Origin of the sequence: Actinophytocola sp. (genome assembly GCF_036378875.1) — a bacterium.
Classification (GTDB): domain Bacteria; phylum Actinomycetota; class Actinomycetes; order Mycobacteriales; family Pseudonocardiaceae; genus Actinophytocola.
Genome location: NZ_DASUVO010000142.1, coordinates 17,982 through 32,806, shown reverse-complemented (window position 1 = coordinate 32,806; position 14,825 = coordinate 17,982). Strand labels below are relative to the sequence as shown.

Genomic DNA, 14,825 nt, shown 5'->3' with positions numbered 1-14,825 from the left:
CTCGGGTTAGCCTTGGGTGGTGGTTAGCTCAACTCCCGCGCTGAAGATCGGACCGTACGCGGTCGACCCGCCCGTCGTGCTGGCGCCGATGGCCGGGATCACCAACGTGGCGTTTCGCCGGCTGTGCCGTGAGTACGGCGCCGGGCTCTACGTGTGCGAGATGATCACCGCGCGGGCACTGGTCATCCGGGATCCCAAGACCTGGCACATGATGACCTTCGACCCGAGCGAGACGCCCAGGTCGGTGCAGCTCTACGGCGTCGACCCGGCCACCATGCGGGAGGCCGTGAAGATCATCGTCGGTGAGGGGCTCGCCGACCACATCGACACGAACTGGGGTTGCCCGGTCGTCAAGGTCACCCGGAAGGGTGGCGGCGCGGCCCTGCCGTACAAGCGCAAGCTGTTCGCCAACATCATCCGCGCGACAGTGGAGGCGGCCGGCGACATCCCGGTGACCGCGAAGTTCCGCATCGGCATCGACGACGAGCACCACACCTACCTCGACGCCGGTCGGATCGCGGAGGCCGAGGGCGCGGTGGCGGTGGCACTGCACGCACGAACGGCGTCGCAGCGGTACTCGGGCCAGGCCGACTGGACACACATCGCCCGGCTGAAGGAGGCCGTCACCACCATCCCCGTCCTGGGCAACGGCGACATCTTCACGGCCGCCGACGCACTCGCGATGGTGGAGAAGACGGGCTGCGACGGTGTCGTGGTCGGCCGCGGCTGCCTCGGACGGCCGTGGCTCTTCGGCGAGTTGCAGGCCGCGTTCGCGGGAGAGCCGGTGCCGGCTGGCCCGCCGCTGGGCGAGGTGGCGCACGTCCTACGCCGTCACGCCGAACTCCTCACCGAGCATGACGGCGAGGAAAAGGGCATGCGTGACCTGCGCAAACACATGGCCTGGTACTTCATGGGCTTCCCGGTCGGCTCGGAGCTGCGCCGTAGGTTCGCCATGGTCACCACCCTGTCCGAACTGGACGACTACCTGGGCGAACTGGACCACGACGCCCCGTTCCCCGTCACCGGTGAGGGTCCGCGCGGCCGCCAGGGCTCGGCGGGCAAGGTCACGCTCCCGTACGGCTGGCTCGACGACCCCGACGACCCGACCGTGCCGGCCGGCGCCGACATGATGCACTCGGGCGGCTGACTACTTCTGGCAGACGGCCCCACGCAGGGGCTGCGGCTCACTCTCGTAAACCTGGTCACCGTCCGTAGCCTGGATGAGGAAGCAGTACTTACGCTCCGGATCCACGTCGACGGTCATCGTGCGGTTGCGCTGAACAAGCAGGACCTGCGGCTTCTCCCCCTCAGCCGCCACAACGACCGCGAAGTCGAGATCGCGGGTGGCCTTCCAGTTGAGCTGCACCTTGTCGGTGAGATCGGTCGGCTCGGCGAGCTCCACGGTCACCTTGTCGGCGTTGGACTCGCCGGCCGCTGGCAGCCGAGCCTTGCTGGGGATCTCGTCGGGGTCACCACGCAACAGCAGCAGGGGAACGAGCGCGAGCAACGCCAGCACGAGCGCCGCCCCGGCCAGGAGGTCATACCGAATGAGCCGACGGCCGGGCTGATCAGGCGGGGCAAGCGGCCCGGCGAGCACCGTCGCCCGGTGCACGCCGCCGAAGTCGTCACCGAAGTCCGAGTCCCGTCCACCAAGCACGACGCCGGACCGCCGCGCGGTGGCCACAGGGGCGGTGACGAGGAACTCACCGCCGGGCGGGACAACCGGCGTCGGCGGCGGCGCGAGCGGCAACAACGTATCCGCACCGACGGAACCCGACGGGGAGTCACCGACCGGCGGCGCGGCGACCACCTCTGGCTCAGCAGTGGTCGGCCTCACCGGCTCGATCGTCCCTGGTGCGGGTGCAACCGACACAGGAGCCCCGGTAGCCGGCACGGAACCAATCGAACTGAGGGGCGCAGACTCAAAGGCAGCCGAATCAAGCACGGCCGGTTCAAAGGCCGCCGGTTCAGGGACAGCCGGGACGGGGCCTGGTGGGACAGAGGGCGGCGGGACAGCAGCCGACGGGACAGCAGCCGGCACGACAGCGGCCGGCACGACATCTGGCGGCGGAACATTGGCGGGCAGGGCAGCAACCGGCGCGACAGCAGCCGGCGCGACAACAGCCGGCGGCATAGCAGCCGGCGCGACAGAGGCTGGCACGGCATCTAGCGGCGGCACAGCAGCCGGCGGCACAGAAGCCGGCGCGACAGAGGCCGGCACGGCATCTGGCGGCGGAACATTGGCGGGCAGGGCAGCAACCGGCGGATCAGCAGCCGGCGAGGCAAGGGCGACTGATTCTGAAGCAGCAGGATCAGGGGCCACCGAGTCGGCCGCCGGCTCGCGAACGACCGGCTCGCGAACGGCCGGCTCGGGTGAGGCCGGCTCGGGTGAGGCCGGCTCGGGGGCCGCCACTTCAGGGACGACGTGCTCTTCGGACGTCGTCACCGCTTCGGGGGCCGGCCACTCGGGAGGGACGCCGGTGGCAGCCAGTACCTCGGGAACAGGCCGCGGAAATGGGCCTTCCGAAGCAGCACCGGCCAAAGATCGCTCGGGAACCAGATCAGCGGCCGTTGGTGGAGAAGCCGACCAGTCGGGGGATACCGGCTCTGGCGTGTTGGCACTTCGAGTCGCCGGTGGGGCCCCGGTCGGCGCCGCTGGTTCAGCGGGACGCGGTGGAGGCGTCGCCCGGTGGGCAGGGCGTGGGGACGCGGGCTGCCATGGCTGGGGTGGGGGTGCCGGTCGTCTTGGGGGCCGGGCTGCGAAGTCGTCGAAGTCGAGCGGGTCTTCTCGAAGTGGGGGTGGTGGGGCTGGCGTTGGCGCGTCGAAGTCGTCCCAGTCCTCTGTTGTTTGTTGGGCTGGAGGGTTCGGGAGCATTGTCGTCAGGTGGGCTGCCACCTGGGCTGCTTGTTGGGGGCGGCGGTCCGGAGTGGTGGCGAGCAGCCTGGCCACCAGTGTGGACAGGCCGATGGGCACGTCCTGGCGGTTGATCGCGGGGACCGGCTCACCGAGTATGCGTAGTACGCGTTCGCCTGGTTGTTCGCCGAGGCGGCCTGGGTGGGGGGAGCGGCCGGTCAGGGCGAAGTGCAGTACCGCGCCAAGGCCGTAGAGGTCCGTCAGTTCGTTGAGGGTGCCGTTGCGGAGGGTTTCCGGCGGCAGGTACTCGATGGCGTGCAAGGGATCCCGGGTGAACGCCTGCCGAAGCGTCACACCGAAGTCGCCCACGACGGGCTCGCCGTTGTCGCGGAACAGGACGTTGCTTGGCGACACACCGCCGTGCACGACGCCGACACTGTGTGCCGCGGCCAGTGCCGACGCCATGGCACAGCCGAGGACCACCACGTCGCCGGCCGCCAGTTGGCCCACGCGTTCGACCAGTACCGCCAGTGACTGGGTGCACAACTCCATGCGTAGTGCGGACTCGCCGCTCGGCATGGCCTCGACACCGTCGACCATCAGGATCGACGTGACACGGCGGACGGTCGCCAGTTTGGCCTGTTCCTTGGAGAACGACGACATCGTGCGCTTGTCGAAGCGTTTCGGGAACACCTTGACGGCCACCGGGACGCCGGCTCGATGTCCTGAGTAGACAGTCGCTACCGGACCGTCGTCGATCCTGGTCAGGTCGGTCATGTGGCCGGGTCCAGGTAGCCGCAGTTGTTTGCCAGCAACGGACGTAGGTCGGCCAGCAGCTCCGGCACGACGTCAGCCGGGGCCAGCTCGGCGTTGGCCACCTTCGCTCTGATCTCGCACGTGTGCCACAGGCTCGGCGTCAGCGCCGACCACTGCCACAGCTCGTAACTGCCGGCCCCCAGCTGCGCCGGTTCGTGGCCCGGCAGGCCCACGTAGTACGTGTCCGGGTCCTCCGGTGTGTTGCCAAGGCCAACGAGCAGGGTTCGCAGGCGGTACGCCTTGGCGAACGCCACCTCGTCGGTCACCTTCACCAGTGCGCCCGCCGACAGGAGACGTTCCATCGCCGTCTCGGCATCCGGCAGGTCCGCCTGTGCGGCCAGTTTCAGCACGGCCTCGACGTCCACTCGCGGGTTGTCCTGGTGGAACAGGACCCACACGCCGAACTCGTCGTCCGTCATGGTCTGGTGATCGCGGCCCACGCGCACGTAGTGCAGGCCCTCGGGGTACCGCTCGCCCAGGTAGTGGCCGACGGGCAACACGCTCACGACAGCACCGCCCCCGCTCCGCGGCGCCGGAAAGCTCCGCAGGCTCCGCTCCACCGGCGCCCTCCGCGGGCTCGGCGCCGTCCTGAATGTCGATGGTTCGCTCCGCAAGCTCCGCTCACGACACACCACCGATCCGCACGTCGAAACACGCTACTCGCGCGGCCAGCAGCTGCGGCGCCGTTGCCAGTGCGCCGGCCAGCACCTGTTCGGGATCGGTCTGTTCTGGCTCGGTGGCGCCGGCCTCCTCGGCCACGGCCGCCGCCTCCAGGCACGCCGACCACAGGTCCGGCGACAGGTGCGCCCACTGCCACAGGTCGAACAGCGGACCGGTCATCGCCACCATCGGCTCGTACAGCAGCCCGGCGGTGAACAGCCACGGCTCGTCCTCGGTGTTGCCGAGCCCCAACGCCAGCGGCAGGAATCTGTGACTCGTCGCGAACTCCAGTTGGTCCGCCGTGCTGGCCAGCAAACCTCGGGCCAGCAACGACTCCGCGTCGGCGGCGGGCACACCGGAATGGGCCCCGACCCACGTCGCGTACTGGTCGTCGGACAGCTCCTCGATCGTGGCGCCGACACGGACCTGCTGGCAGTGACTGCCCATGCCGTCGTGATAGACGCCGAGGTCATGTCCTACCGGCACCAAGTCCACGGTGTCCAACTCCTCGCACATGTCCGCTAGCTGCCGAGCCCGTTCCCCGGATGTGCCTGTCCGGTCATGGTAGGTGGGTCCACCAACACGGGTAGACCCGTCGGCAGGAAGCTGACGCTAGGAGCGACATTGAACACCACAGGCCTCGTCCGGGTGACCGTCGCGGCGCCCGCTCGTCGGATCGACCTCGCGCTACCCGAACGCTCGCCGCTCGCGGAGCTGCTGCCCGGACTGCTGCGGCACGCCGGAGAGGACCTCGCGGACGCCGGCGCCCAGTCCGGTGGCTGGGTGCTGCGCCGCGCCGACGGCACCGCGCTCGAGTCCGCACGCACGCTCGCCGCGCAGCGCGTCCGCGACGGTGAGGTCCTGCACCTCACCCACGCCCACACCGACTGGCCCGAGCTGGAGTACGACGACCTGGTCGACGCCATCGCCACCGGCTCCGCCCGCACCGGCGCGGCCTGGGGGCCGAAGCACACCCGCGCGACCGGGCTCGCCATCGGCGCGCTCGGGGTCGTGCTCGCGCTCGGCGCCGTGGCGCAGGCCGGTCCACCGTGGAGCGGGCCGGCGTGGTGGTCGATCGGGGTCGCCTCGGTGCTTCTCGCGGCCGCGTTGCTGCTGGCGCGGGCGGCCGGGGACACGGGCGCCGGTGCCATGGCCGCCGCCGTGGCGTTGCCGTTCGCCTTCGCGGGTGGTGGGTTGGCGTTCGCCGGGGACCGGAGCATCCTCGACCTCGGCGCGCCGCACCTGCTCGGTGCGGGCGCGGCATTGCTGCTGGCCGCCATGGTGGCACTGCTCGGGGTGGTGGACCGGGCCGCGTTGTTCGTCGGTGCGGCGACTGTCGCGGTGTTCGCGGTGATCGGCGGCTGGCTCACCACGCTCGACGCACTCGAGGGTCACGAGACGGCCGCGTTGATCGCTGGGCTCGGGCTCGCGTTCTCGCCGGTGCTCGCGCCGCTGTCGATCCGGCTGTCGCGGGTGCCGATGCCGGTGCTGCCGAAGGCGGCCGCCGACCTGCTGCGCGACGACCCGCAACCGCCACGGGCGGCTGTCTACGCGGCGGTGTTGCGGGCGGACGGGCTGCTGACCGGCATGGTCGGCGGCCTCGCCGTGACCGTGGTGCCCTGCCAGGTGCTGCTGATCACCAGCGGCAGCGAGGCCGGGATGATCCTGGTGATGATCCTGACGGTCGGGTTCCTGCTGCGGGCGCGGCTGTACCCGATCGTGCGACAGCGGGTGCCGCTGCTGGTCGCTGGTCTCACCGGGGCCGTGTGCCTCGCGCTCGGACCGCTGATGTCCGATCCGGCCGAGCTGCTGTCGATGGCCGGGCCGGTGCTGCTGGCCGTCGGCGTGCTGGCCGCGCTGCTCGGCGTCGTGCACAGCACGCGGGAGCCGAGCCCGTACTTCGGCCGGTACGCGGAGATCCTGGAGATCATCCTGGTGTTGGCGATCGTGCCGGTGACGGTGTCGGTGCTCGGGCTGTACGGCTACGTGCGCGGGTTGGGCGGCTGACATGGCATCGAAGCGCGACCAGCTCCACGCCTACCAGTTCCTGGTCCAGCGGGTGATCTCCGCACTGGTCACCAGGGAGACCGACCCCGAACAGCCGCCGTTCCGCCGGCCGGTCAACGCCGCGTTCGGCGGGATCGCGATCGCGGTGATCGCGCTGGCCGCGGTCGGCGTGTACGGGGTGATCAACCCGGGCGGCAACACGAAGTGGGCGGACGGCAAGAAGGTCGTCGTCGAGGAGGAGACCGGCACCCGCTACGTCTACCTCGAGGGCCGCCTGCACCCGGTCGAGAACTACACGTCCGCGCTGCTGGCGCTGGAGGATCACGCGGCGACCGTCAGCGTGTCGCGGGACTCCCTGGAAGGCGTGCCCCGCGGGCCGCGGATCGGCATCCCGGACGCACCGGACGCGTTGCCGGCGAAGGACGGTCTGCTCGGCGGCGGTTGGGCGATGTGCTCGCAGCCGGCGCCGGACCTGACCGGGACGGTCGTGCCAACGTCCGTGCTGATGGTGGGCCAGCCCGCGCAAGGTGGCTTCACGCTCGGGACCAACCAGGCGGTGCTGGCGGACGTGCCGGAGACCGGTGAGCGATACCTGGTGCTGCACGGGTACCGGCACCTGATCAGCAAACCCGACCAGCTTGCCGTCGGGCTCGCACTGCAGGCCACGCCGGCGGTGCGGGTGAGCCCGGCGGTCATCGAGGCGATTCCGGCCGGGCGGCCGATCGGGCCGATTCCCGTCGCGCAGATGGGTGCGCCCGCGCAGGTGGTGCGGCCCGGGATCCTCGCTGGGCAGCTGTTCGCGGTGTCGACGTCGCGCGGGGTGCAGTTCTACCTGGCGGAGGTCGGGCAGCTGCGGCAGATCACCGAGCTGCAGTTCGACATCCAGCGGGCGTACCGGGAGACGGCCAAGGCCTACCCGAACGCGGAACCCAAGGCGTTGCCGATGGGCCTGATCGAGGCCAGCGGGGCGCCGCAACCCACTGTGAGCCCGGAGAAGCCGGGAGATCCGCCGGCTGTCCGCCCGGACTTCGTCCGCACCGACGACACGGCGACGATGTGCCTCACGTTCGCGCCCGGCGCCTCCGTGCCCGACGTGACACTGGCGCCGTACATGCCGCCCATCGACCCGATGTCGGCGACGCCGCGGCGGACCACGCAGGGCACCGTGCTCGCGGACCGGGTGGTGGTGCCGGCGGGGCACGCGGCGATCGTGGAGTCGACACCGATGTCGGACACCCAGCGGGGGACGTTCCTCGTGGTGACCGACCAGGGGATCGCGCATCCACTCGCGTCCATGGACGTGCTGAAGGTGCTGGGGTACGACGGGGTCGACCCGGTCCGCATCCCGGCCGGGCTCGTGTCCCGGATCCCGCTCGGCTCCGGCCTGAGCCACGAGGCAGCGATGCAACGGTAAGAACGCATGAAGAAGGGCCCCTCGCGCGGAGAGGCCCTTCTTCATGCGCCGGTCAGTGTGCCCTGCGGACAGGGGCCACGACCCGCTCATCGACCTGCTTCTGTTCCACCTGCCACAGGTCCTCGTCGATCAGTTGGACCGTGGTCGGCACGTCGGACTCCTCCACCTGCTTGCGTCCGCGGCCGGTGAAGGCGTTCATGTCGGCCTGACCTGCCTTGCCGCTCAACATGACCGGCAGGCCTGGCGTGACCTCCCGCTCCTTGCGGCGGTTCCGGCCGTTGTTGACGGAACGGGACGCCGCGCCGGAGTTCAGGCCGGCACCTCCGCCGCCACCCATACCGCCACCCATGCCACCCATCGGCGGCATCATGCCGGCGCCACCCATGCCGGTCGTCCCGGTGCCGCCGGAGGCGCCGTTCAGCGGTGCCGCCGTCGGTGCCGCGCCGCTCGGGCCGGGGCCGGCCGGCGCCTGGAACGGGGCCGCGGCCGCCGGGATCGAGGTGCTGCCGGTCGACACACCGCCGACGCCACCCACTCCGCCGACACCGCCGCCAATACCACCGATGCCACCGCCGCCGGTGCCCAGGTTCACGCCGGGCAGCTTGACGCCGGCGCCAGAACCAGAGCCGGATCCGGAGCCGGAGCCGCTACCGCTACCGCTACCTGAGCCGGTGCCGGTGGTCGGACCCGTGATGGGTGGGATGGTGTTGATCCCGCCGGGCGGGCCGGGCGGGTTGGTGCCGCCACCGCCGCCTCCCGAACCGCCGCCGATCGGCGTGGTCGGACGGGGGTTGGTCGTGCCGCCACCGGTGATCGGGCCGGTGATGGGTGGGATGGTGTTGGTGCCACCGGTGGGGCCGGGCAGGCCGGGACCGGTGCCGCCGCCCAGTCCGCCGCCCGACAGCGACGGCGAGGTGGTCGGGCCGGTGCCGAGACCGCTCAGCTCCGGGTTCGGGTTCGCGCCACCCCCACCACCAGCGCCGATGCCGGCACCGCCGCCACCGATGGTGTCGATGCCCTCGGTCGGTCCAGGAATGCCACCCGGTGGCAGCCCGGTGTCCGAGCCGCCACCGTTCACGGGCGGAACGCCACCGGGCGGCAAACCACCGCCGCCGCCACCACCGCCAGGTGGCACGCCGCCTCCACCAGGCGGCAAACCTCCGCCTCCGCCACCGGGCGGAAGACCACCAGGCGGCAAACCTCCACCACCGCCACCGGGCGGAAGACCACCAGGCGGCAAGCCACCTCCACCGCCACCGGGCGGAAGACCACCAGGCGGCAAACCTCCGCCTCCACCACCGGGCGGAAGACCACCGCCGCCACCACCACCGGTGGGCCGGGTGTCCTCGGGCACCTCGCCGGGGAGGCGGCCGTCGACCGCCTTGGTCACCGCCTGGCTGGCCTGCCGGTACAGCTCGGCGATCTCGTTCATCTTCACGCCGCTCGGTTCCGCGTACCGCCGCTGCAGCTCGGCGTCCGTCACGGCGACGGCCCCCGGGTACTTGGCCTTGAGGTCCAGCACCTCGTCGAGCGCGATCTTGTTCTTCGTCGCCAGCTCGACCGCCTTCGGAATCTCCAGGCTGAGGTCGAGCAGGGGGCGGTCTGGCCGGGCGTCGGTGATGTTGCCGACCCACTCGCCCAGCATGCGCCGGGTGTCACGGGCACGCGCCACGAACTCGACACCCGCGTCGTCCGTCCAGTCGGGCTCGAGCTTGTCGGTCTCCTCCTGTACCTCGTCGCCATGCTTGTTGAGCAGCAGGGTCACATTGCCCCACATCTGCGACTGGGCTTGGAGCAATGGGACGTTGACCTGCTCCTGCAACAACGCCACGAGTTGTCGGTCGAGCGGCCATGTCCGATAGTCTTCAGGCATACCGTCCCCCTACACGTCGGGATTCTTGTTGGGCACGTAGACGGGCTGGAAAGCAATTTTCAGCAGTTGGTCCCTGGCGTCCCAGTCCGCGTTGAGGTATTCCTGCTTCGAGGCTTTCGCCGTGATGGTGTCCTGCCGGAGCCGGTCGCCGGTCTTCTCGAGGAACGTCTTCAGATACTTTTTCGCGTCCCCGTCCTTGGCGGCGAAAGCCTGACCTTCCGCCAGCTGCGACTTGACGACGGCCTCGGGTTTGAACTTCGACATGTTGTCGTTGGTGTTGTAATTCCCCATGCTGCCGGGAATGCCGTCGATCTTGGGTGGCGCCATCGGTTCCCTCCTTGTTGGCTTCGTTCACTCCGTCGGTGGTAGCCAGGCGAGCTGCACGAGTTGCGGCCCCCCACGGCGGGTCACGAGCTTTGCCCGACCCGGTGGCAGTTCCTCCGGTTTCTGGTTGCCGATCAGCGCGCCCTCGCTCTTGTCGCCGGACATCAGCAGGCCGATCGCGCCGACGTCCCGCAGGCGGGTGAGGAACTGCTCGAAGAGGGCGCGGCCCGCGCCACCCATCCGTCGGGTGACGATCACGTGCAGGCCGATGTCACGGCCCTGCGCGAGGAACTCCATGAGCGGCGCCAACGGGTTGCCCATCGGGGTGGCGACCAGGTCGTAGTCGTCGACGAGCACGAACAGCTCCGGCCCGTCCCACCAACTCCGCTTGCGAAGCTGCTCGGGCGTGACGTCCTTGCCGGGAAGCCGGGCCCGCACGCCCTGCGCGACCGCGTCGACCAGCCCTCCCGTCATCGTGGTGTCGGTGCCGTAGCCGAGCAGGTAGTTCTGCGGCACCTCGCCGATCAGGGTCCTGCGGTGGTCGACCAGCACGATCCGCGCCTCGTCCGGGGAGTACGTGTCGACGATCCGGCGGGCGAACGCGCGGATGAACGTCGTCTTGCCGGACTCGGCGTCGCCGAGGGCGATCACGTGCGCGTCCGCGCCGAGGTTCAGCCGCACCGGCCCGAGGTCGGTCTCGGCGATACCGATCGACAGCTGGTGTGTCGTCGGGTCGTCGGGCGGCAGCGCCACGTACGGCAGGCGGGCGGGGAGCAGCCGCACCGGGGGCGCCGGCTCGGCATGCCACGACTGACGCACCGCCTCGACCAGGTTGGCCACCCCGGCCGCCAGGTCCTCCGCGGTCTCGCGGCCGTCGATGCGCGGTAGCGCGGTCAGGATCTGGTGCTTGGTCGGGCCGATGCCGCGGCCGGGCGAGTTCTCCGGCACCCGCAGAGCGCCCGTGCGGTCGATGTTCGTGTCGATGGGGTCGCCGAGCCGAAGCTCGACCCGGCTGCCGAGGACGTCCCGCACCTGTGGACGAAGGTCGAACCAGCGGGCGGTCGACACCAGCAGGTGCACGCCGTACGCGAGGCCGCGCTGGGCGATGCTGGTGATGACCTCCTCCTGGTCGTCGAAGTCCTTGCGCAGCGTCAGCCAGCCGTCGATCACCAGGAACACGTCGCCGTACGGGTCGTCGACCCGGCCCTCGGCCCGCAGCGCCCGGTACGCCGGCATGCCGTCGATGTCGAGCTCGGCGAACCGGCGCTCTCGCTCGGAGAGCACCGTGGCCACCTCGGCGATTGTGCGACGCACGGCGCCTGCGTTCTGCCGGCCGGCCACACCGCCGACGTGCGGCAGATCCCGCAGGGTGGCAAGGGAACCGCCGCCGAAGTCGAGGCAGTAGAACTGGACCTCGCGCGGCGTGTTGGTGAGCGCCAGGCTCGTGATGATCGCCCGCAGCGCGCTGCTCTTGCCGGACTGGGGGCCGCCGCAGACCACGCCGTGCCCGGCCGGGCCGGACAGCTCCATCACGAGCGGGTCGCGGCGCTGGTCCAACGGCCGGTCCACGATGCCGAACACTGCCCGCAGCGCGCCGACGTGCTGCTGGTCGACCGGCCGCAGCCCGCGTGCCGGGTCGACCGTCAACTCGCCGAACAGCTGGTCCATGGTCGGCGACACGTCGAGCGGCGGCAGCCACACCTGGTGCGCGGGGACGCCCCGGCCGGCGATCCGGTCGACGAGGATGTCCAGCAGGCTCTCGCCGACCGCGTCGTCGTCGACCGGGTCGGGGGTGGCCTCGGCCTCTTCCTCCTCGAGCGCCGGGGCGACGTAGGTGGTCGTGTACACGTTGAGCCCCAACGGTTCCGGCCCGCTGGTCGGCGTGCCGTGCGGCTGGTCCGCGCGATGCACACCGGACACGTACGCCGAACGGAACCGGGCCATCGGCTCGTCGCCGTAGCGCAGGAAGCCGTGTCCGGGCGCCCGTGGCAGCGAGAACGCGTCGGACACGCCGAGCACCGTGCGGGAGTCCATGTCGGAGAACGTGCGCAGGCCGATCCGGTACGAAAGGTGGGTGTCCAACCCGCGCAGCCGGCCTTCCTCGAGTCGTTGGCTGGCAAGGAGAAGATGCACGCCAAGCGAGCGGCCCACTCGTCCGATCTGGACGAAGTTGTCGATGAAGTCCGGGCGGGCGGACAACAGCTCGGAGAACTCGTCCACCACCACGAACAGCGTCGGCACCTCGGGCAGCGGCGCGCCGGCCGCGCGGGCCTTCTCGTAGTCCCGCAGCGAGGCGAAGTTCCCCGCCGCCCGCAACAGTTCCTGCCGGCGGATCAGCTCGCCGTTGATGGCGTCGGCCATGCGGTCGACCAGCGGGAGCTCGTCGACCAGGTTGGTGATCACGGCGCTCGTGTGCGGCAGGCGGTCCAGGCGGGTGAACGTGGCGCCACCCTTGAAGTCGATGAGCGCGAAGTTCAGCGAGTTCGGCGGATGCGTGATGGCGAGCGCGAGCACGAGCGTGCGCAGCAGCTCGCTCTTGCCGGAGCCGGTGGCGCCGATCAGCAGGCCGTGTGGGCCCATACCGTCCTGTGCGGACTCCTTGAGGTCCAGCTCGATGGACGTGCCGTCCGGCCGGATGCCGAACTTCACCCGCAGCCGGTCGCGGTTCGGGCGCGGCACCCAGGTGTCCCTCGGGTCGTAGGTGTACGGGTCGCCGAGGTCGAGCAGTTCTTCCAGGCCCAGCTCGGAGGTGAGCGGCTGCTCCCCTCGGGCGCCCTCGGTGAGCCGCAGCGGCGCGAGCTGACGGGCCAGCGCCTCGGCACTCGCCATCGGCAGTGTGTCGGCGCGGCCGAGGTCGATGTCGCCGTCCGCGGTGGAGCTGGTGAGCCGACCGTCGCTGGCCACGTGCAGCACGACCGCGGACCGGTCGGGGGCCCTCGGCGGCGGTGACGTGAGGTCGATGACCGTGGCGCCCTCGACGCCGTTGCCGGCCATCAGGTGGTCGGAGCCCGCGGTCTCGCCGCCGTCGAGGACGACCACCAGGTGCGGCCCGGCGACGCGGGTGACGCCGTCCTCCGGGTCGAACCGGGGCCGGTCGCCGAGCAGGTCCTCCAGCAACGCCTCCAGCATCGTGATCGTGGGGGCGACCAGCCGGATCGGGCCGAGCGCGTCGGCGCGTTCCGGGTGCAACGCGTGCGGCAGCCACTTGAGCCACTCCCACTCGCCTCGCCGCTCCGGGCTGACGCACACCGCGATACGCAGGTCGTCCGGGGACTGGAGGGTGGCGAGTTGGGCGATCATCGCCCGCACGAGGCCGTCGACGCGGTCGCCGCCACGGAGGTAGATGCGGCTGAACCCGTTGACCGCCATGGCGAGCGGCAGGTCCGGCACCGACGAGTACGCGGTGATGAACCGCCGGAGTGCCAGCGCGGACAGCGGCTCGAGCTGCTCCATCGGCTTGGTGTCCGGCGCGATCAGTTCCGTGGCAAGGGTTTGCGCGCCGAGGCCGATGCGGGCGACGCCGAAGTCGATGTCCCCGCGCCTGCGTTCCCACAACCGGTAGCTGGCGGCGACCGACCACAGTGACAACGGATCCGGATGCAGGTACCAGAGGGCGGTGCGCTGCCGGCGTGCGGTGCGGCCGACCCGAACCCGGTGCTGGGCAAGGGAACGAAGGTACATCCGGCGCGCGTAACCCATCTCGCGCTTGCTCGGCCCGCCGGCCTGCATGAACGCGGCGCCGACCATCATCAGCATGGCGATGCCGAAGATGCCGAACACGACGAAGCGGATCGCGGTGAAGGTGCTGCCACCGCCGAACCCGACGCTGAACATCAGGATCATCGCGCCCATCATCAGCACCATGGGCAGGACCATCAGTACCTGCTGCCACTGCCGGCTCGGCGGCGGCGGGATCTCCGGCGGCGCGTCGAGCACCAGCTCACCCGCCGGCATCTCCGGTGCGGGCCGGCGCAACGGGCGGCGCACGACCACGGTCCCCACGGCGACCTCCCTCGTGTCAGGCGTCCACATTGATCCTGACTCGCGGTCACGGCTCGTGTGTTCGCGGTGGCAGGAAGGTGCCGGTGCCGGTACCGGACGCGGGTGATCGACCTAGCGTCGGGTTCATGTCGTCGCGGAAGCGGCGCAGGCACAGGTGCAACCTTGTGAGGGAGTGAGCCATGGCCTTCGAGAACATCCATCAAGAAGCCCCGGCGATGACGCAGGCGACCACTGAGTCGTCGAACATCAACGAGGCGATCCTGAACTACGAGAAGCAACTCACCGGCATCGCCGAGATGGTGAAGAACGTGTGGGGCGGTCAAGCCAAGGTGGCGTTCGACGCCAAGCACCAGGAGATCGTCGGGCACCTTGGCACGAACGCCGCCGACGCCCTCGGCATCTCGGAGGGCACCAGGGCGTCCGCCCAGTACGCCACCGGGGCCGACCTGGACTCACAGCAGATCATCAACGCCATCAACCGCACCGCCTGAGCAAGGCCGACCTGAACGAGGAGTCGAGACATGCCCGTCAGCCCTGACGCCATCTCAGCCAAGTTCGCTGACCTGCAGGAACTGCACGACGCGATCCTCAAGGCGCAGACCGACCTCGCGACCACCCGTGGGGACTACATGCGGTTCCAGACCGGCACCATGATGGTGGGCTGGGCGGACACCGCCGGTGAGGAGAACCAGATCCGCAACAGCGGCTTCGACCAGTACGGCCAGCTGAACGAGGAGTTCCTGGGGAACCTGCGTGCCGCGGTCGAGCAGTCCATCGAGCTGCTGCGTGGCGCGGTGGTGCGCTCCCAGGCCGCCATCGCGGCGACGTGATCCCTCCCGACCCGACCATGCCCTGAAGGGCACCCTCAGGACGTT

General features: G+C 70.6%; 11 protein-coding genes. 5 read left to right on the top strand and 6 right to left on the bottom strand.

The features are described from left to right. Positions 1–19 precede the first annotated feature (19 nt). Complete coding sequence (gene dusB / locus VF106_RS41100) at positions 20–1,147, top strand: tRNA dihydrouridine synthase DusB (protein ID WP_330845435.1); 1,128 nt, start codon at positions 20–22, stop codon at positions 1,145–1,147. Here the strand turns inward: dusB and VF106_RS51225 are convergent, their stop codons facing one another. From VF106_RS51225 to VF106_RS41080, 3 genes are all read right to left on the bottom strand, one after another. Then, a complete protein-coding gene (locus VF106_RS51225) occupies positions 1,148–3,631 on the bottom strand; it encodes a protein kinase domain-containing protein (protein ID WP_524535874.1) in 2,484 nt (827 codons plus the stop codon). It abuts the gene before it with no gap. Further along, positions 3,628–4,176 (bottom strand): hypothetical protein, encoded by a 549-nt coding sequence (locus tag VF106_RS41085; protein WP_330845432.1) that lies wholly within the window; start codon positions 4,174–4,176, stop codon positions 3,628–3,630. The genes VF106_RS51225 and VF106_RS41085 overlap by 4 nt, the downstream gene beginning before the upstream one ends. 115 nt (positions 4,177–4,291) lie before the next feature. Further along, positions 4,292–4,825 carry a hypothetical protein gene (locus VF106_RS41080; RefSeq protein ID WP_330845431.1) on the bottom strand — a complete coding sequence of 178 codons (534 nt, stop codon included), beginning with the start codon at positions 4,823–4,825 and terminating at the stop codon, positions 4,292–4,294. Between the two features lie 129 nt (positions 4,826–4,954). Between VF106_RS41080 and eccD the strand changes: the two genes are divergently transcribed. Together eccD and eccB are read left to right on the top strand one after the other, a co-directional pair. Continuing rightward, entirely contained in the window at positions 4,955–6,337 is a 1,383-nt protein-coding gene (eccD, locus tag VF106_RS41075; protein WP_330845430.1) for a type VII secretion integral membrane protein EccD, read from the top strand. 1 nt (position 6,338) lies between these two features. After that, the gene (eccB, locus tag VF106_RS41070; RefSeq protein ID WP_330845429.1) at positions 6,339–7,751 is read left to right on the top strand and encodes a type VII secretion protein EccB; all 1,413 of its coding nucleotides are present in this window, start codon (positions 6,339–6,341) and stop codon (positions 7,749–7,751) included. Positions 7,752–7,803: 52 nt separating this feature from the next. On the opposite strand, the gene VF106_RS41065 is transcribed toward eccB, so the two are convergent. From VF106_RS41065 to eccCa, 3 genes are read right to left on the bottom strand one after another with little or no spacing between them, the layout of a single operon-like run. Beyond that, on the bottom strand, positions 7,804–9,624 hold the full coding sequence (locus tag VF106_RS41065) for a hypothetical protein (protein WP_330845428.1): 1,821 nt from the start codon (positions 9,622–9,624) through the stop codon (positions 7,804–7,806). Positions 9,625–9,633: 9 nt separating this feature from the next. Continuing rightward, positions 9,634–9,951, bottom strand: a complete 318-nt coding sequence (locus tag VF106_RS41060) for a hypothetical protein (protein WP_330845427.1) — start codon at positions 9,949–9,951, stop codon at positions 9,634–9,636. 24 nt (positions 9,952–9,975) lie between these two features. After that, positions 9,976–13,950 carry a type VII secretion protein EccCa gene (gene eccCa, locus VF106_RS41055; RefSeq protein ID WP_330845426.1) on the bottom strand — a complete coding sequence of 1,325 codons (3,975 nt, stop codon included), beginning with the start codon at positions 13,948–13,950 and terminating at the stop codon, positions 9,976–9,978. 179 nt (positions 13,951–14,129) lie between these two features. Between eccCa and VF106_RS41050 the strand changes: the two genes are divergently transcribed. Together VF106_RS41050 and VF106_RS41045 are read left to right on the top strand one after the other, a co-directional pair. Continuing rightward, complete coding sequence (locus tag VF106_RS41050) at positions 14,130–14,441, top strand: hypothetical protein (RefSeq protein WP_330845425.1); 312 nt, start codon at positions 14,130–14,132, stop codon at positions 14,439–14,441. A gap of 30 nt (positions 14,442–14,471) precedes the next feature. Beyond that, on the top strand, positions 14,472–14,780 hold the full coding sequence (locus tag VF106_RS41045; protein WP_330845424.1) for a hypothetical protein: 309 nt from the start codon (positions 14,472–14,474) through the stop codon (positions 14,778–14,780). The last annotated feature ends 45 nt before the right edge of the window (positions 14,781–14,825 follow it).